The sequence below is a fragment of the Arthrobacter sp. SE2 genome (assembly GCF_058244265.1).
The window spans coordinates 81,380-98,643 of sequence record NZ_JBZAYA010000013.1 but is presented as its reverse complement, the minus strand read 5'-3'; the positions used below and the strand labels follow the sequence as shown (position 1 = coordinate 98,643).

Genomic DNA, 17,264 nt, shown 5'->3' with positions numbered 1-17,264 from the left:
AATCTACTTTGTCAGCTTGTAGACGGTGGAGCTGCCCACCGTCTGCGCTTGGAAGTTGGCCTGTACCCAGGAGGCTACCTCGGAATTGCCGCCCTGGCCTCCGAATCCACCACCGCCGCCCATGCCTCCTCCTGCGATGTAATAACCGATCTGTCCCTTGGCCACCATGTCCTGGAATTGTGCCAGGGTGGGGTAAGGATCGCCGCCGTTCCAGCCACCGAGTGCGATCACGTTGGTGTTGGTGGCGAGCTCAAGGCTCGCGGCTTGGGTGGCACCGGAGACGATCGCCGACCACTTCGTGGTGGTGGACGTCAGCAGGGCGGTCAGTCCGGCGTCGGCCGTTCCCTCGGAACCAGGCCCTCCCGCCTGACCCGCGCCACCAGCTGCGCCGAACCCCCCAGCACGGTTTCCGAAGCCGCCCATCGCGGAACCGCTGGGTCCCGACGTCGGGATGGAACCGGAGTGCGCGGTAGCCGCCGTCGCGAGCGTCCACGCCGCTGTTCCGAGGCCGCCGGCCAGAAGTGAAACGACGACGACGGCCGCAGCCGCTGCGTTCCGGAACCGCCCCGCCGGCCGCAGAGAGTCGAGGCGAAGCAGGATTGCTGCGGCCGCCACGACACCCAGGACGACGATCACGATGCGCAACCACGGAAGCCATGACGCGTCGCGGCCCAGGAGAACCGCGGACCAGGCCGAACTGCCGAGGATTACCACGGCCAGGACGATCCTGGCGGGCCAATATCCGCGGCCACGCCACAACTCGACGCTGCCAATGCCTGCCAAGGCTGCGATTGCCGGTGCGAGAGCTACCGCGTAGTAGGGGTGGACGATGCCGCTCATGAAGCTGAAGACGCCGGCCGTGACCAGAAGCCAGCCGCCCCACAGGATGAGCGCGGCACGGGTGCGGGAGGATCGCGCTTCCCGGCGGGTGAACCACAGGCCGGCTGCCAGCAGAATCAGTGCAGCAGGGAGAAGCCAGGAGACCTCGGCGCCAAAGCTCGTGCCAAACATGCGGGCGATCCCGGCAGCTCCACCGAAACCGCTGTTGCCGCCACCGCCGCCGCCGAACCCGCCCAAACCGCCAGCGGGCGCTCCAGCGCCGCCTCCGCCGGGCGTCCCTTCGCCCGAGCCGGTGATGCGGGACAGCCCGTTGTAGCCAAACGTCAGCTCAAGGAAACTGTTGGTTTGCGAACCTGCCATGTAAGGCCGGGCCGAAGCCGGGGTCAGCTGGAAGACCGCGACATAACTGCCGGCCACTACTGCGATACCGGCCAATGCGCCGAGCAGGTGCAGCAGGCTCCGCCGCAACGGGGTGGGTGCGGCCCAGAGGTACGCGAGTCCAAGGCCCGGAACAATCAGGAAGCCCTGCAGCATTTTGCTCAGGAACGCGAGGCCCACCACGGCGCCGGCCGCGGCGAGCCACTTCCAGGCTGCCCGTTCGATGGCGCGGGTGGTGAAGTAGGCCGCGAGCACCAGGCACAGGGTCAGCATGGCGTCGGGATTGTTGAAGCGGAACATGAGCGCCGCCACCGGGGTCAGTGCCAAAGCGCCGCCGGCCAACAAGCCAGCGCCTGGTCCGGAGACCCGCTTGACCGTCAAATAGAGGAAACCGACGGCGGCGACGCCCATCAGCGCCTCGGGAACCAGCATGCTCAGGGGTGAGAAGCCGAAGATCCGGCCTGCCAAAGCAGGGATCCACAAGGAAGCCGGTGGCTTGTCGACGGTGATGGCATTGCCTGCGTCGAGGGAACCGAACAGAAACGCGGTCCAGTCCTTGGTGCCGGCCTGGATGGCCGCGGCGTAGAAGGAGTTTCCGTAGCCGGTGGCCGCGAGGTTCCAGAGATACAGGAAGGCGGTGGCTACGAGGAGCCCGGCAGCGGATGGCCGCACCCAGCGGGGCTGCCGGCCAAAGGCGTATCGCGTCCAGCGGGCCGTGGCATCGGGGGTTGCGGGGCCGGTCGAGTGACGGCCCTGCGCTGCCTGGGCGGTCCCGACGGTGGCAGGAAGCTCGGCGCCAGCACTTCCGGCGGCGGATCCCGTGCTTGCAGGAGTGATCGTGGAGGTCATGATGCTGCCGTTTCTGTGCGCGGTTTGGCTTGTGTGGTGGGTGCAGTCGCCTGCGCAGCAGGCTGCCGGAAGACCCAAAGTCGGAACAACAGGAAGCGGACCGCAGTGGCGGCGAGGTTCGCTGCGACTACGGTGAGGAGCTCGCCCCAGCGGTCCGGCGTCGTCGTGCTGTGCACCAAGGCGAGTGCCCCGGAGGTGAGTGCGAGGCCGATCCCGAACACGATCAACCCCTCGAAGTGGTGCCGAACGGGATTGCCGCCCTGGATGCCGAAGGTGAAGCGCCGGTTGGCGCCGGTGTTTGCGATGGCCGTGACGAGCAGCGCCAGGAAGTTGGCCAGCTGCAGGTCCATGAAGCCGCGGCAGAACAGGAAGATGAGCACATAGGCGAGGGTGGACGCAGCGCCGATCGCGGCGAACCGAACCAGTTGCCCGAAAAGGCTGCTGCGCGGGCTCTGCTCGGCGGTGCGGGACGACGCCGGGAGCGGCCCGCGTGCAAGCGCTGCGCGCAATTCCGGAATGGGGATGCGGCCCGAGACGAGATCCCGGGTGAGCCGGACCATGCCGCGGATGTCGGCCAGGGCGGTGCGTACCACGTCGACGCTGGAATTGGGATCGTCGATCCAGTCAACGGGAACTTCGTGGACCCGGAGGCCGCAGCGTTCGGCGAGGACCAGGAGCTCAGTGTCGAAGAACCACGAGTTGTCCATGGTGTGGGGGAGGATCTGCTGTGCGACGTCTGCCCGGATCGCTTTGAAGCCGCACTGGGCATCGCTGAAGCGGGCGCCCATGAACGAGTGCAGCATCAGGTTGTAGCTGCGCGAAATGAACTCGCGCTTGGGGCCGCGGACAACCCGCGAGTTGCGTGTGAGACGTGTGCCAATCGCGAGGTCCGAATGGCCGGAGATGAGCGGCGCCAAAAGGGGCGCCAGTGCGGCGAGGTCCGTGGAAAGATCCACGTCCATGTACGCCAGAACCGGCGACGGCGATGTGAGCCACACCTTGCGAAGGGCGTTGCCGCGTCCCTTCTCCTCAAGATGGACAACCGCGAGCTCAGGCAGTTCCCTGGCCACGCGCTCCGCGATCTTCAAGGTGCTGTCCGTGCTCGCGTTGTCCGCCACGGTGATGCGGAAGCCATGCGGGAAGTATTCGCGCAAATGGCCGTGAAGCCTGCGCAGGCACTCTTCGAGGTCGCGTTCCTCGTTGAAGACGGGGATCGTGACATCGAGGACGGGGATGGCGGTGTGGGTGTCCACAGGGGCACGCCGTCCGCTGCGCTGGACGGGGGTCTTAGCCTGGATGGGAAGGCCCGGCGGCACCACCGCGGCGTCCTTCAGGGTTCCGGAGGTGGATTCGATGAGCGTCATGTATCCACAGTGCCGTCGCACAATATGAAGGCTTTAGGCGGAACCTGTGACGTGGCTGTGGATGTACCACCGGCGTGGCAAATCACATGCCTGGCCAAAAAACGCAAAGGTCCGCCCCCGAAGGGACGGACCTCGATGTATTTTGCGCGTGGCTCTTGGTTTAGTACCAGTTATGGGCCAAGTGGAAGGACCATGCCGCGGACGGCGATCCGTAGCGTTCCTTGATGTAGTTCAGGCCCCAGCGGATCTGCGTCTGGTAGTTGGTCTGCCAGTCGGCGCCTTCGGACGCCATCTTTTCGGCCGGCAGCGACTGCCCAATGCCATAAGCGCCACTGGAGGAGTTGGTAGCAGTGGTGCGCCAATCCGATTCCTTGTTCCACAAGGTGATCAGGGCTGACATCTCGCCCTGTCCCCAACCGTAGGAGGGAAGGATGCTTGCGGCATAGGCCTGGGCGCCGGAGGGATCATCGACGGCGGCGGGAGCGGCCGGGGCCGCCGGAGCGGGGGGTGCAACGGGGGCAGGGGGTGCCACGGACGCGGCCGGTGCGGCAGCCTGGGCCGCGACGGCGGCCGGACCGGGGGCGGGTGCTTGGCTCGGCGTCGGCGTGGCGCTGGGCTTGGGGCTCGCGCTCCCCGACGGCGTGGCTGTGGCCGACGGCGTGGCTGAGTGGTCTGCCGTGCGGGATTCGGACGTGCGGCTCATGTCCTGGGCATTGATGGCCTGTCCGGCGGCCTGGGTGGCGGCGCCTGCACCGAGGAACAGAGCAACGACGCCTGCAACAACTGCCATGCGCTGGCCGGTGCCGAGGTTCGAGGCGACTCGCCTCAACGTGGAACGTGACTTGTTTCTCCGGGCAGGTTCGCCGCGGTGGCGCGCAACAGGGCGCGACTGATTCTTGGAATCAGACATGGTGATTGCCTCTCGACGCCTGCGGAGTTAGCTGTCGGATTCGGATGAGGTCATCCGGCCGTGGCCACTGGTAATCGTGGCGGCACGGCTTCACCCCTAGGGCTGGCTCAACATGAGCGCTTGCCCGGAGACCTGGGTCCCCCGTCTCTGCCTGGACTGTTGGGCACCGGGGAGTGGCAGAGCTCGGCGCCTACCCGGCGGTGGCCGGAATGATCCAGCGCACCCATTCGACGGTACAGGAGGATCTTACTTAAGTCACGTTTAGGTAACGGAGGTCACGACGTCGGTGCGTCGACTTGCGCTCGCCGCGCACCGGCGTCGTGACCTCCAGGGCGGCCTTTCAGGCCGTGGCGGTCCTGAGCGCCGGAAGCCGCACCGCGAACTCCGTCCGTCCGGGCCGCGAGGCCACTTCGACCGTGCCGCCATGCGCCTGGACAATGGATTCCACGATCGACAAGCCGAGCCCGGACGTGCCCTCGGAACCGGAGCGGGCGGCGTCGGCACGGGCGAAGCGCGAGAAGATCCTGCCCTGGAATTCAGGCGGGATGCCCGGCCCGTTGTCAGTCACGGTCACCACGGCGCTGCCGTCGGCGGACCGCATGACGCCGGTGACCACGGTGGTTCCCGCCTCCGTGTGCTTGCGGGCGTTGGAGAGCAGATTCGCCAAAACCTGGTGGAGTTGAGTGGTGTCGCCGCGGACCGTGAGGGGCTCGTCCGGGAGCTTGAGCTGCCAGATGTGACCTGGGGCCATGACTTTCTCGTCGCTGACGGTTTCGATCACCAACTGCGTGAGATCCACATCGGTGAACTCGGGGGCCTTCCCTTCGTCCAGCCGGGCCAACAAGAGGAGGTCCTCCACGAGGGTGGTCATGCGTTCCGACTGGCTCTGCACCCGGCCCAGCGACTTGCGCCCGTCCTCGGTGAACGTCTCTGTCATGCGCAAGAGCTCGGTGTAGCCGCGGATGGCGGTCAGCGGAGTGCGCAGCTCGTGTGAAGCGTCGGCCACGAACTGGCGCACCTTTGTTTCGCTTTGCTGGCGCGCCTCTAGGGCGCTGGACACGTTGTCCAACATCAAGTTCAAAGCATGGCCGACGCTTCCCACTTCCGTGCTCGGGTGGGCCGCCGACGCCGGAACGCGCACAGCGAGTGCCACCTCACCGGCGTCGAGCGGAAGCTTCGACACCTTCGTGGCGACGTCGGAGAGCTGCTCCAAGGGGCGCATGGTGCGGCGGATCAGCACGGTTCCGGCCAGCCCGATCAGGACCAGTCCGCCCAAGGAAACCAGCACCATGGTCCAGACGAGCGAGGCCTCGGTGTCCTCTTTCGAGGCGAGCGGCAGCCCCGTGATGACAACATCGCCGTAGGGAGTTTCGGTGGCCACCAGCCGGTAGCCGCCATTGGACAGGGTGCGATCAACCGGGCGGCCATCGGAGGGGAGCGCCGACAGGATTCGAGCGTCGCTGGGCGACAACGGCGCACGGGTGGCATCGGAGGACAGGAATCCAGCATCGGTGCTCACCTGACCTGCGAGAATACGAGCATTCAGGGTGCCGATGCTCTGGCCCCGGGGGTCCAAGGGGTCCGGACGGCCACCAGGGTTGCCTTGCGGTGGGCGGCCATGGGAGGCCTGCGCCAATTGCTGGTCCAGCTGTTTCGTGAGGAACACATCCATGGAGGCGTAGCTGACCACACCGACGGCACCGCAGATGGCCACGAGGAGTGCCATGGAGAGAAGGATCAAGCGCGTGCGCAAGTGCCAGGTTGAAGGATTGAACCAGCTGTGGTCGGTCTGGCGGGGGATACCCGAGAGTGCGGACATTCGGAGCCCGGCTATTCGGCGGGTTTGATGACGTAGCCTGCTCCGCGCACCGTGTGGATCATGGGCGGGTGGTTGGCCTCGATCTTCTTGCGCAGGTATGAGATGTAAAGCTCCACAATGTTGGCTTGCCCGCCGAAATCGTAGTCCCACACGCGGTCAAGGATCTGGGCCTTGCTGACCACGCGCTTGGGATTCTCCATGAGGTAGCGGAGGAGCTCGAACTGGGTCGCCGTGAGCGGAATGTCTTCGCCGCCGCGGGTAACTTCTCGTGTGTCTACGTTCAGGGTCAAGTCACCTACAACCAGTTCGGCCGTGTCCATCGCGGCCACGCCTGAGCGTTGGACCAAGCGGTGCAGGCGCAGCAGGACTTCCTCCATGCTGAACGGCTTGGTGACATAGTCATCGCCGCCGGCGGCCAACCCGACGATGCGGTCCTGCACGTCATCCTTGGCGGTGAGGAAGAGCGCAGGCACCTCAGGCGCAAAGGCGCGGATCCTCCCCAGCAGCTCTACGCCGTCGAACCCTGGAAGCATCACGTCCAGCACGAGGACATCCGGACGGAAGTCCTTGGCGAGCTTTACCGCAGCCGGACCGTCGCCGGCCACGGCCACCGACCAACCCGCCATGCGCAGCCCCATACTCATGAGCTCAGCGAGGCTGGGTTCGTCGTCCACCACAAGGGCGCGGATAGGAGAACCGTCCGGGTGGCTGAGCTGCGGAAGGTTATTGGTCATGGAGTGCGAGGATGCCATGGGACAACTCTCCAATCTGCCGGTTTGCCAGTGCTTTGCCGTTGCTGTGAGCACCCTGTGAGTCCCAGCCTAGCCACCTGTCGGGAGGTTGTTCCGGTTCGGGGAGGAGCGGCGTCGGATTCTGCTGGATCATTCCTCAGTCCGGACGTTCGATCCGCATGATTACGGGCCCCGGTACAAGCCCGCCGCGAATGATCCAGCAGAATCCGACACAACGCCGCGGCAGGTCACAGGCAAGGCTGCAGTTCGACACAGCCAATGCACAGCAAAGCGAATGACGCTGTTTGGGACAAGTACAAGCACGACCAAACAGCCTCGATTTCGATGGAGAACACCATGGATCAGCAAAACAACCCCTCCGTACCTGGATCCGAGCCGGAGAACGGGCACCCGCAGCCGGTGATCCGCCCCCTTGATGATGCTGGGCAGCCTGGACAACCCGCGGGCGGGCAGCCTGCCGCGGGGTGGGGTGCGCCGCAGCCGCCGGTGAACCAGCAGCCTGCCGCGGGGTGGGGTGCGCCGCAGCCGCCGGTGAACCAGCAGCCTGCCGCGGGGTGGGGTGCTCCGCAGCCGCCGGTGAACCAGCAGCCTGCCGCGCCGGGTGGGGTGCTCCGCAGCAATACAACTCCGCGCAGCCCCGGCCTTCGTTTTTCAAGAGTTGGAGCCTGAAGAAGGGGCTCATTGTTGGCGGCATCGCGGTCGTGGTCGCCGCGGCGGCAGGGGCCGGTGCTTACGCCGCCGGAAACGGGACCGCGGCAGCAGATACCACCAACGCGCAGGGACCGGGGGCCGGGCAGAACGGCCAGGGCGGGTTCGGCGGCCCAGGTGGGACGAACGCAGGCCCGGGAGGGCTCGGCGTTGGCATGGGCGGCCTGAACGCTGCTGTCCACTCCGAGTATGTGGTCCTCCAGAACGGCAGCTACGTCACCATGGCGGGCCAGCTGGGTACAGTCACTGACATCTCGGCGAGTTCCATGACCGTGAAGAGCGACGACGGATTCACCCGCAGCTATGCGCTGGGAACGGACGTCGTGGTAGCTGAGGGCATGCGGCAACGCGGAAGCGGAACCACTGGCACCACCCTGACCCTCGCCGATGTGAAATCCGGCTCCAGCGTGAGGGTCACTGCGCTCAAGGAATCGGACAAGTACACGGCGCAGTCCATCCAGATCGTCACTGCCACCACTTCGAGCACCCAAGGAACCGGCACCACCAACTAGCGATTGGTGCTGCTTGGCTCCGTCGTGACCTTCTTTGCCCTGCTTTGGCCTCAGAATGATGCGACTCGCCGTGTCGCAAACGCTTTCCGAATTCAAAGAAGGTCACGACGGCGCGTCTGCGGTTGCATTGCAACGAGGCCCTAGCAGACGATTTGGCAAAAAATTTCCATGGGACGCGGACCCAGGATTGGACAAGGGTTGTTTCATATCTCGAGATTCAAGGGCAAGCGCGTGACGTGACTTAAGATTCAAAGAATGATCTTTCCATCAAATTTTATTCGAATATTTCGCTCTCAACTGCCAGTGTGACGAACGAGAACGAGTCACATTTGGACATGTCTGAATTGTGATGTGCGGCACAATAGTCCGATTCGTCTCAAAATGTGGACGGTTCGGTCCTTTGTTACTTGCAAGTTCCCTTTGTTACGTTGCACACTTCAAATGTGAACAAGAACTCAACAGCATCTGCAGCCGCAGCGATCGAGCCCAGCGCACCCGCTGGTTATTCGATGAGCTGTTGTCGAATGCATGCCTAACTTCAGACCCCAAGAAGTTTCAGGCATTCGCCCACTGCCCAGCGTCGGGCGCCCCTCCCCATTTCATTGCGGGGACCAGACCAGCATTCGAAGCCGCGATGACGGCTATTCACTTTGAGGTAAGCAATCCATGTCAGTTGCATCCGGATACGTCCACATCTCCGTCCGTAACGCCAATAAGGCCGCGTCGAACGCCGGCCTGCGTCCCGGCTTCGGCAACCGCCCGGCCTACGCCCAGCCCGCACCGCAGGGTGGCAGCCAGGCGCCCGGTTACGTCCCCCAGGGCTATAACCCCAACTCCTACGGCCAGCTCCGCGCTGTTCCCGCCAACGAGGCCTCGCCGATGACTGCACCCACGCCCGTCCTGGCGCCAGCGGACCGTTCAATCCGTCCCGTTGCAAATGACAATGTGGCCCGCGGGTTCGTGCTCTACATGGGCATCGACGAAGACACCGCTGCGGCCGCGGGAACGTCCATCGCCAAGCTTGCCCAGGAAATCCGGGCCTACGCGCAGTCCCTCGTTTCCGGTGCCGAGAGCTATGCCGCCGTCGCGGTAGCCCCGGCCAGTGCGCCCGGTTCCGCGCTCGACGTCGTCCGCTCGACTTTCGGTGACCCGACCGTTGGCAATCGCCAGCGCGCTGAGGCGCTCCGCCCGCAGCCTGCCCAGGAAGCCCGCCCGTCCGGCGTCTTGATCGACCTCGCCCGTCGTGAAGTGCACCTCGACGGCGAATCGCTGAACCTCACGTTCAAGGAATTCGAGCTCCTCAACTACCTCGTCGAGAACGGCACCCGCACCGTGGGCCGCGATGAACTTCTCGAGGGCCTCTGGCGCAACGCCGAAGAGGTCCCCAACGAACGCACCATCGACGTCCACATCCGGCGCCTCCGCTCCAAGCTCGGCCGCCTCGCAAACACGGTCCGCACCGTGCGTGGCCAGGGTTACCGCTTCTACGAGCACCCCGAGGTTATCGTCTGGGCCGCTCCGGAATACTCGATCTAGTCTCAACCCGCTCGAGGCGCCCGCTCCCTGCAAAGGTGGCGGGCGCTTTCGCTTGCGCGGCCCACCCGACTGACTCGCATTTGTTGTCGTTTACAGGCGTCAAAACGACAATAAATGCGAGCTAGTTGGGATAGTAGGGTGGGGGGATGAGCGAGCATCACATTAAGCGGCTGGTGATCATGCGGCATGCGAAGTCGGACTGGCCCCTTGGGGTGCCGGACCATGAGCGCCCCCTTGCCGAGCGTGGCCACCGGGAGGCTCCCCTTGCCGGAAAATGGCTCCTCAAACACCATGTGATTCCGGACTTCATCCTGTGTTCGTCCTCGCTGCGGACCCGGCAGACCTGTACTTGGGTGTGCAGCGAGCTGGGGGACAAGGCACCGACGCCGAAACTCGAGGACGGACTGTACGCCGCCTCCGCGCAGCGCATGTTGACCGTCATCAACCACGTGCCGGAAACCGTCACCACGCTCATGATCTTCTCCCATATGCCCGGCGTGCAGGACCTCGCGATGCACCTGGCTTCCCGCGACTCGGACCATGACGCCTACATGGATGCCGCAACGCGTTACCCCACGAGCGCCATGACCGTGATGGAACTCGAAAAGCCGTGGGCTGAACTCGATGGCCAGGATGCACGGCTGACGCACTTCGCAGTTCCGCGCCCAAAGAAGTAGCCCCGTCGCGCGAACTGGCAAATAATGCCCCTTTTTGCGCCGCCAGAGGGCATCTGCTGCCAGTTCGCGCGGATAGCCCGAGCTAGCCCACCTCGAGGCCAGCCGCCACGTCCTGAAGCAGGCGCACGACGTGGCGGATGCTGGGGCTTGCCGTCATGGTCTTCCGGTACACGATTCCCACCTGGCGCTGCTGCATCGGGTTGACCACGGGCACCGCTACCACTCCAGAAGGGAGCTCGGGCCTGCCGAGCCGGGGCACGAGCGCCACCGCAACGCCCTGCTGGACCATTGCGATGTGCGTGGAAAAGTCGGGGTCGTAGATGCGGATGTCCGGCACCCGCCCCAGGCCTGCGAGGATCGCCAGCAACGCCTCATTGCAGATGGCGCCGGCCGGCGTGCTGATCCAGCGTTCGTCCACCAGGTCGGAGGGCTCGACGGCGGTCCGCCCGGCCAGCGGGTGCGCTGAGTTCAGCAGGACGTCGGCGGTGTCGAGGCAGAGGTCCTCGTGGACCATGTTCTCCGGAATCACCAAGGGCACCGAGTGCCAGTTGTGCACGACGCCGAGATCGGCTTCACCGGTTGCGACCCTTTGGACGGCCTCGCGCGGGTCCTCGGCCACCACCCGGATTTCAAGCCCGGAGCCGCCAAGTCCGGAGCTCCCCGCGGCCGAAGCGGCGGCAACGGCCTGATCTGCGCCAAGTTTCCGCAGCATCGGACCCACCAGCCCGCGGCAGGCCGTTGAGAACCCGACGAGCCGAAGCACTCCGCTCGGCTTCGCGGGGTCGGCGAGCAAGGTGGCCTGTAGCTCCTCCAACTCGCCCAGGATCCGGCGTCCGTACTCGGCCAATGCCATGCCGCGGTCGGTCAGCAGTACGCCGCGGCCATGCCGCTCCAGGACGGTGACACCGCTCTGCTTCTCAAGCTTCTTGATCTGCTGGGAGACCGCTGAGGGGCTGAAGCCCATGGCTTCCGAGGCCGCCACTACCGAGCCTTGCTGTTCAACTGCTACGAGGGCCCGTAGCGCCGCAATCTCAATCATGAAGCAAACGTACATGATTGTATGCAGAATTCAACGCTGGTGCTTCATTCACTTGACTGTCAGAGTTGAATTGTGAATATCCGACACTCAGCACTCGCCGTCCTTGTCGCCGTCCTTTGGGGCCTGAATTTCGTCGCGATCGACTTTGGTCTACACCCCGCAAACGGGAATGGCAGCAACGGGAGCGGTGGCTCGGCCGACGTGCCCCCGCTGCTGTTCGTCGCCATCCGCTTCCTGCTGGTGGTGTTCCCCTGCATCTTCTTCGTCCGCAAACCGGACGTCAGCTGGAAGGCGATCATCGGCGTCGGGCTCTTTATGAGCGCCGGGCAGTTCGGCCTTCTCTACCTGGGCATGGCGCTTGGGATGCCTGCCGGGCTCGCCTCGCTTGTGCTGCAGGCGCAAGTACTCCTGACAGTGCTTTTGGCGGCCCGGTTCCTCGGGGAGCGGCCGAGCAAGCGCCAACTGACCGGAGTGGTTCTGGGTGTCGCAGGGCTTGCCCTCGTAGCGGTGGGTCGAAGTTTGGTGGCCCCGGTGGTGCCGCTCATGATTGTGCTCGCAGCGGCGTTGTCCTGGGCCGCGGGAAACATCATCGCACGCAAGGCCAAGGCGGCCTCGGGACTAGGGCTGGTGGTCTGGTCCGGGGCCGTTGTCCCGTTGCCGCTTGCGGGCTTGTCGCTGATCGTGGACGGGCCGGCCGCCGTCGTCGGGACCCTCACCAACCTTCAGCCGGCGACCATCTTGAGCGCCCTGTACACCGCCTTTTTCGCCTCGCTGGTCGGCTATGGCATCTGGAACCGGCTGCTTAGCCTCTACCCGAGCTCGGCCGTGGTGCCATTCACGTTGTTGGTCCCGGTGGTGGGAATGACCGCGGCGTGGCTGCTCATCTCAGAGGTCCCGACGACGGCGGAACTGGCCGGCGGTCTCCTCCTGCTGGGCGGCGTGGCGACTGCCGTGCTGCAGCGGCGCGCCAAGCCTGGGGATGTGGCGGCGCCCGAAGTGCGTCAGCGCTTGGGTGCCGGCCTGCGCTGAGCCGGCGATCCCGACGTCGGGCGCTTGGCGGAGGCTGCCGGCTTCCTCGGGGACGGGCGCTTCACAGCCCCCGACGCTGGCCGGGGCGCCGGCCGGCGGGCAACCGGACGGGCCGCCGCCTTCGTACGGCGGGATGGCCATACTGCCCCCACGAACAAGATCAGCAGGGAGCTGCAGCCGGCAAGTGCGGCGAGGTAGAAGTAGATGTCCGAATCTTTGGTGCTCACTGCGCTGCCCAGGGCGTTCTCGTCCTGGTTGAAGGCGAGTCCCCACATGCGCAGGAACGCGATTCCGAACGCGATGAAGAGGATCGTCGAGATGGCTCCGAGAACCATCATGAAGTACCTGCGACGGGTGAAAACCTCGGCGACGCACGCCAGGTAGCCGATCGCCAAGACCCCGAGGAAGATGTACATCACGGTTTCGTCAACGGTGATGGCGAGGAGCACCAGCAAACCAGCGGACACCACGGCAGAGATGATCGCTAGCTTTCCGCTGTTCCCCATGTGACGCATGGGATTAATCATCGCTGACGGGCGGGCAGCGCCACGCCCCAAGGCGCCGCAGTTGCCATACCGTTACCGCAGTACGTAGCCGCGCATGATGGTCATGATTGCCGCTATGCTCTGCTCGCGCGTGCGCTCGGGGTTGTACGTCTGCCGGTCAAGGCCCACCACGAAGATCGCTCCGAACATCGCCGCCTCGAGGCTGCCCCGGGCAATACCCGTATCCACGGTGTACGTGGTGGCGACCTTTTCGATGGCTGAGCCAATCACGGCCAGCAACTCGCTGCGGAGTTCGACGAAGAGCTTGCCCCATTCGCTCGGCGTCCGCCAGTTTTCGCTGATCCAGAGCCGCGCGAAGGACGGGTAGTCGTCCATGAAGTCCATGGCCTGGCCGAGCATGGCTTCCATGGCCTCGAGCGGATCGGCGTGCAAGCCTTCGATGGTCTGGAGCCGCCCGAGCATGATGTCAACGCCGTGGCGCAGCAACTGGGCGATCAGATCGGACTTGCTGCCGAAATTGTAGTAGACCGTTCCCTTGGACACTCCGGCTGCGGCCGCGATCTCGTCCACCGTGACGCCCGCTGCGCCGCGCTCGCCGATCAGCTCCATCGACGCGTCGAAAAGGCGCTGCTTGGTCGCGTTGGTGCGGGCCGGGCGGAGCTTCTTCTCCGGAGTTTCCGGGAGTTCGGGGACGTCCGGCTCTTGCATGCTCATACCGCGATCTCCGGCTTCAGGGTCTTGAGGGTCCAGAACTTGTGCTTACGGACGGCAATCGTGGAAAGCGCGGCTCCCAGCACAGTGTAGCCAAGCAGGCCCAGGACAATCGGCCAGATCATGGACAAGTCGCCGCCGTAGATCAGGTGCCGCATGCCGGTCACCACGTAGCCCATTGGCATGATCTCGTGTACCACGTGCAGCGGCATGGGGGTGGTTTGCCACGGGAACGTTCCGCCGGAAGACACCAATTGCAGGACCAGCAGGATCAACACCACGAACTTTCCGGGAGTCCCCAGCAAAGCCACGATGCCCTGGATGAGGGCCGTGAACGCCATGACAGCAGCCAGCATGAACAACCACATCCATACCGGGTGGGCCGCATTGAGGCCCAGCCCCAGGTCCACCACGAGGGTGAGGATGCTGGCCTGCAGCACGGACACCACGAAGAACGGCAGCCAGCCGCCGACGGCGATTTTCCACGACGGAGCGTTCGAGGCCAAGGCCCGCTGCGTGATGGGACGCATCGCCTGGACCAGCATGAACACACCGATCCAAAGGGACAGCGTCAGGAAGAACGGGGCCAGGCCCGCACCGTAGGATCCTGCCTTGGCCTGCGAAACGTTGTTGACCGCCACAGGATCCGCGATCACCTTGGATACCTCGCTCTTTTGGGCGTCGTTCGGGTTCGGGACCTTGCCTGCGCCCTTCGCCAACTCGCTCGCCAAGGTGCGGGATCCGTCCGCGGCCGTCGCGGCACCGCTGGCAAGCTGCGCCGCGCCGTCGTCGAGCTTTGCCGCACCGTCGGCGAGGGCCGCCGTGCCGTTGACGGCGGACTGTTCACCCGCGGCCAGCGTCGCGGCGCCGGAGCTGAGCTGGTCCGCGCCTGCCGAGGCCTGGCCGATGGCGCCCGTCAGTGCCGGCGTGGCACCGGCAAGTTTGGCGGCGCCCGCACTGACCGCGGCCGATCCGTCGGAAAGCTGCTGGATCTGGGCGGCATCCGCCGAGATCTTGGCTTTGGCGTCGGTGACCGGGCCGGAAGCCGCGGCGGTGTCAAAGTCGGCCAGGATTTTATTCGCCTGGTCCTGCGTGATGACCCCGGCGGACACGAGCCGCGTGTTGGAGGCCACAACGCGGTCCCGCGCTCCGGCGTCGAACGCTGAAAGCTGCCCGACGACGTCCTGGACTCTCGCGTTCAACTGCGCGTTTCCGGCGGCTACTTGGGCGGCGCCGTCGGCGAGCTTTTGAGAGTCGGCCGGTAGGGACGCGGTCTTGTTCTTCAGTTCGGTGAGCCCTGCGCTGAGCTGTCCGGCGCCGTCGTTCAGCTGATTGGCGCCGTCGCGCAGCTTATTTTGGCCCGCCAGCAGCTCGGACGCGCCGCTGCTGAGCTTGCTGGTGCCGTCGTGCAGGGTGGCCGCGCCGTCGCTGAGCTTGCCGACGCCATCGGCGAGCTGGGAGGCGCCGTCGGACGCCTTGATGATGGAGGCGTGGATGGTGCCGAAGCCCGTGAGGAGTTGGTTGGCGGTTTCCTCGCCCACTTCCTTGGCCACGGTGGAGTGCACCGCGGTGGTGAGTTTGTCCACGATGGTGCTGAGGAGATAGTTGTTCGCGTCGTTGGTGGTGACGTTGAGCATCGCCTGGTTGGCGGCGTCGAAGCTGCCCGGCGAGACCAGGTTGGCCGAAAAGTCCTTCGGAATCTTCAGGGCGAAGGCGTACTTGCCGGATTCAACACCGGCGTCGGCCTCTGCCGTGGTGGTCACCCGCTGCCAGTTGAAGACGTGGCTCTCCACGAGGCTGTCGGCAACCTTCTGTCCTGCCTGCAGTTCGGGACCGTTGGCCGGCTGGGCTCCCGCGTCCTCTACCACCAGGGCGGCGTCGATCTGGTTGAGGTTGCCGTAAGGGTCCCAGTTCGCGTAAAGGTACACGGCTCCGTAGAGCAGCGGCACCATGGTCAGGGCGAGGATGGTCAGCTTAGGCAGGAGCCCGCCGGTCATGCGCTTGAGTTCGGAGCGGGCCAGCCGCAGAACAGTCACTTTGCGGTCCTTTGCAGGGTTTCGAGTACTTCTTCGGGATCTTCTTGCGCGTTTTCGAGGGGTTCGGCGGGTTCGGCCGGTGCAGTGTGCGTGACCGAGTTGCCGATCACCGCGGCCGGGCCGGCCCAGTTGTCCGGGAGGGCAGAAACGGCGGCGACGACGGCGAGCGGCCGCCCGGCGTCGTACGCCAACTGCTCAAGGCGGGGGAGCCAGTCCGCGGTGTTTGCGCTGTGGCGGTCCGGGGAGTCGAGCACCAGGAGGTCGAGGGCAGGGTCCGCGAGGGCCAGGGCGGTCAGCAGCTCGAGGCGTCGGTCCGCAGGGAGTTGCTCAATCCACAGCCCGGCGATGTCCTCGAAGCGGTTGACCTTGAGCCACGGCTTGCTGAGGAGGGCGCCACGGTAGCGGCGGGGGATAAGGGAGAGGTCTTCGGTGACGAGGTCGCGGACGCTCAAATGCTGCTCCGGCTCGTTGACGCCGGGAGCATCAATCAGGGCGCTCGCTGCCCGGACCTTTTTTGTCTTCGCCGAGTTGTCCCAGCTCAGGAGGCCTTTGCTGGGTTTCATCCGGCCGCTCAGCGCAAGTGCCAATGCCGTGCGCTGGTCCTGACCGTCGCCGCTGACCAGGAGGAGTTGCCCGCGCCTGGCTTCGAGGGAAGTGGGAGGCAGGAGATCGTCCCGGCGGCCGTCGATCTGGAGTTGCTGTGCAGACAGCACAATTGGACCTTTCGCAGAATCTGTTATCTGCTCCAATCGTAACTGAACTGACCAGTCAGTTCAAATAGACGTCTTGGCCCCGAGAAAGCTAGCCGCTGGGATGACTTGCGCGGCGTATTGGCATGAACGTGCGGGGCGGCTCTGCCGTGGCCAGGAAATTGGTTATCAGCCCGGCGACGGCTTCCGGCTGTTCCAGTGGAAGCCCGTGGGATGCTCCCGGGACGACCGCCAGTTGGCCTTGGGGGAGGGCTTCGTACAACGAGAGAGTGTGGGGCAAGGTGACCACGTCGTCGTCACCGACGATGACGAGCACCGGTTGGGTAATGTCCGCGATGTCGGTGGCGGTGAGTGTCGGCTCCGTGGTGAACATCGCGACACTCTTGCCAAAGACGACATCCAGGTGCTCGGGCCCGTCTGGAGACCGCTCGACGTAGGCCTTGCCGAGTTCCTGCGCAATTGGCGATTGGGGGTCCAAGTCGAAGGGCACCGTGCCGTTGTAATGGTAGTTGGTACCAATGACTACAAGTTTTTGCACGAGTTCAGGCCGCCGGAGCGCGACAAGGAGGGCAACGATCCCGCCGTCACTCCACCCCACCAGGTGGGCAGGGCCGCCAATGACGTCCTCGAGCACCCGGACCGTCTCGGTGGCCATGTCCGCGTAGTGGAACTCGGCATCTGTGTCCGCGGTGTAGCCATGGCCACGACGGTCGAACGCGACCACGCGGAATCGCTCCGACAAACCTGGTCCAATGCTCCTGAGCAAATCGTCACTGTTGCTCAAGCCGCCGTGCAGCAGCAGGAGTGGTTCGCCGGGACCGCCCAGGTCTTCCACCCAGGTTGGGTGTCCGTCAATGTCGAGGTTCTTGGCCATGCGGCCATTGTCCT

At 65.1% G+C, this 17,264-nt stretch carries 15 protein-coding genes and 1 riboswitch; of the genes, 4 read left to right on the top strand and 11 right to left on the bottom strand.

Annotated elements, in window-relative coordinates; translation table 11 throughout:
- Positions 1-3: 3 nt before the first annotated feature.
- The 5 genes from AC4CS3_RS17495 to AC4CS3_RS17475 form a co-directional block, all read right to left on the bottom strand.
- The gene (locus tag AC4CS3_RS17495; RefSeq protein ID WP_490784498.1) at positions 4-2,067 is read right to left on the bottom strand and encodes a glycosyltransferase family 39 protein; all 2,064 of its coding nucleotides are present in this window, start codon (positions 2,065-2,067) and stop codon (positions 4-6) included.
- Positions 2,064-3,431 (bottom strand): glycosyltransferase, encoded by a 1,368-nt coding sequence (locus tag AC4CS3_RS17490; protein ID WP_490784497.1) that lies wholly within the window; start codon positions 3,429-3,431, stop codon positions 2,064-2,066. The genes AC4CS3_RS17495 and AC4CS3_RS17490 overlap by 4 nt, the downstream gene beginning before the upstream one ends.
- 160 nt (positions 3,432-3,591) lie before the next feature.
- Positions 3,592-4,341: an aggregation-promoting factor C-terminal-like domain-containing protein gene (locus AC4CS3_RS17485; RefSeq protein WP_490784496.1), complete on the bottom strand. Its 750-nt coding sequence runs from the start codon at positions 4,339-4,341 to the stop codon at positions 3,592-3,594.
- 2 nt (positions 4,342-4,343) lie between these two features.
- Positions 4,344-4,517: riboswitch (cyclic di-AMP (ydaO/yuaA leader) on the bottom strand.
- A 164-nt stretch (positions 4,518-4,681) separates the two neighbouring features.
- Entirely contained in the window at positions 4,682-6,160 is a 1,479-nt protein-coding gene (locus AC4CS3_RS17480) for a sensor histidine kinase (RefSeq protein WP_441412713.1), read from the bottom strand.
- Between the two features lie 11 nt (positions 6,161-6,171).
- On the bottom strand, positions 6,172-6,912 hold the full coding sequence (locus AC4CS3_RS17475) for a response regulator transcription factor (RefSeq protein WP_078106594.1): 741 nt from the start codon (positions 6,910-6,912) through the stop codon (positions 6,172-6,174).
- Positions 6,913-7,466: 554 nt separating this feature from the next.
- Here AC4CS3_RS17475 and AC4CS3_RS17470 point away from each other — a divergent pair.
- From AC4CS3_RS17470 to AC4CS3_RS17460, 3 genes are all read left to right on the top strand, one after another.
- On the top strand, positions 7,467-8,132 hold the full coding sequence (locus AC4CS3_RS17470) for a hypothetical protein (protein WP_490784495.1): 666 nt from the start codon (positions 7,467-7,469) through the stop codon (positions 8,130-8,132).
- A gap of 666 nt (positions 8,133-8,798) precedes the next feature.
- On the top strand, positions 8,799-9,668 hold the full coding sequence (locus AC4CS3_RS17465; RefSeq protein WP_234752433.1) for a winged helix-turn-helix domain-containing protein: 870 nt from the start codon (positions 8,799-8,801) through the stop codon (positions 9,666-9,668).
- A gap of 146 nt (positions 9,669-9,814) precedes the next feature.
- A complete protein-coding gene (locus AC4CS3_RS17460; protein WP_437772382.1) occupies positions 9,815-10,345 on the top strand; it encodes a SixA phosphatase family protein in 531 nt (176 codons plus the stop codon).
- A gap of 82 nt (positions 10,346-10,427) precedes the next feature.
- Here AC4CS3_RS17460 and AC4CS3_RS17455 read toward each other — a convergent pair whose 3' ends face one another.
- Positions 10,428-11,384: a LysR family transcriptional regulator gene (locus AC4CS3_RS17455; protein WP_490784494.1), complete on the bottom strand. Its 957-nt coding sequence runs from the start codon at positions 11,382-11,384 to the stop codon at positions 10,428-10,430.
- 72 nt (positions 11,385-11,456) lie between these two features.
- Between AC4CS3_RS17455 and AC4CS3_RS17450 the strand changes: the two genes are divergently transcribed.
- Positions 11,457-12,413, top strand: a complete 957-nt coding sequence (locus AC4CS3_RS17450; RefSeq protein WP_490784493.1) for an EamA family transporter — start codon at positions 11,457-11,459, stop codon at positions 12,411-12,413.
- Here the strand turns inward: AC4CS3_RS17450 and AC4CS3_RS17445 are convergent.
- The 5 genes from AC4CS3_RS17445 to AC4CS3_RS17425 all read right to left on the bottom strand — a co-directional run bounded on the left by AC4CS3_RS17445 (position 12,386) and on the right by AC4CS3_RS17425 (position 17,250).
- Positions 12,386-12,928, bottom strand: coding sequence for a hypothetical protein (locus AC4CS3_RS17445; RefSeq protein WP_490784492.1), 543 nt, complete (start codon positions 12,926-12,928; stop codon positions 12,386-12,388). The genes AC4CS3_RS17450 and AC4CS3_RS17445 overlap by 28 nt on opposite strands.
- A 63-nt stretch (positions 12,929-12,991) precedes the next feature.
- The gene (locus tag AC4CS3_RS17440) at positions 12,992-13,633 is read right to left on the bottom strand and encodes a TetR/AcrR family transcriptional regulator (RefSeq protein WP_490784491.1); all 642 of its coding nucleotides are present in this window, start codon (positions 13,631-13,633) and stop codon (positions 12,992-12,994) included.
- On the bottom strand, positions 13,630-15,666 hold the full coding sequence (locus AC4CS3_RS17435) for a YhgE/Pip family protein (protein ID WP_490784490.1): 2,037 nt from the start codon (positions 15,664-15,666) through the stop codon (positions 13,630-13,632). The genes AC4CS3_RS17440 and AC4CS3_RS17435 overlap by 4 nt, the downstream gene beginning before the upstream one ends.
- A complete protein-coding gene (locus AC4CS3_RS17430; protein WP_490784489.1) occupies positions 15,663-16,379 on the bottom strand; it encodes an ABC transporter ATP-binding protein in 717 nt (238 codons plus the stop codon). Before AC4CS3_RS17430 ends, AC4CS3_RS17435 begins: the two co-directional genes overlap by 4 nt.
- Before the next feature lie 88 nt (positions 16,380-16,467).
- Positions 16,468-17,250 (bottom strand): alpha/beta fold hydrolase, encoded by a 783-nt coding sequence (locus AC4CS3_RS17425; protein WP_490784488.1) that lies wholly within the window; start codon positions 17,248-17,250, stop codon positions 16,468-16,470.
- Between the last annotated feature and the right edge of the window lie 14 nt (positions 17,251-17,264).

What these genes read in the sequence shown, in the direction of transcription:
- AC4CS3_RS17495 (WP_490784498.1), bottom strand. Translation starts at nt 2,067, where the DNA reads ATGACCTCCACGATCACTCCTGCAAGCACGGGATCCGCCGCCGGAAGT.
- AC4CS3_RS17440 (WP_490784491.1), bottom strand. Translation starts at nt 13,633, where the DNA reads ATGAGCATGCAAGAGCCGGACGTCCCCGAACTCCCGGAAACTCCGGAG.
- AC4CS3_RS17490 (WP_490784497.1), bottom strand. Translation starts at nt 3,431, where the DNA reads ATGACGCTCATCGAATCCACCTCCGGAACCCTGAAGGACGCCGCGGTG.
- AC4CS3_RS17475 (WP_078106594.1), bottom strand. Translation starts at nt 6,912, where the DNA reads ATGGCATCCTCGCACTCCATGACCAATAACCTTCCGCAGCTCAGCCAC.
- AC4CS3_RS17465 (WP_234752433.1), top strand. Translation starts at nt 8,799, where the DNA reads ATGTCAGTTGCATCCGGATACGTCCACATCTCCGTCCGTAACGCCAAT.
- AC4CS3_RS17460 (WP_437772382.1), top strand. Translation starts at nt 9,815, where the DNA reads ATGAGCGAGCATCACATTAAGCGGCTGGTGATCATGCGGCATGCGAAG.
- AC4CS3_RS17480 (WP_441412713.1), bottom strand. Translation starts at nt 6,160, where the DNA reads ATGTCCGCACTCTCGGGTATCCCCCGCCAGACCGACCACAGCTGGTTC.
- AC4CS3_RS17425 (WP_490784488.1), bottom strand. Translation starts at nt 17,250, where the DNA reads ATGGCCAAGAACCTCGACATTGACGGACACCCAACCTGGGTGGAAGAC.
- AC4CS3_RS17485 (WP_490784496.1), bottom strand. Translation starts at nt 4,341, where the DNA reads ATGTCTGATTCCAAGAATCAGTCGCGCCCTGTTGCGCGCCACCGCGGC.
- AC4CS3_RS17455 (WP_490784494.1), bottom strand. Translation starts at nt 11,384, where the DNA reads ATGATTGAGATTGCGGCGCTACGGGCCCTCGTAGCAGTTGAACAGCAA.
- AC4CS3_RS17445 (WP_490784492.1), bottom strand. Translation starts at nt 12,928, where the DNA reads ATGCGTCACATGGGGAACAGCGGAAAGCTAGCGATCATCTCTGCCGTG.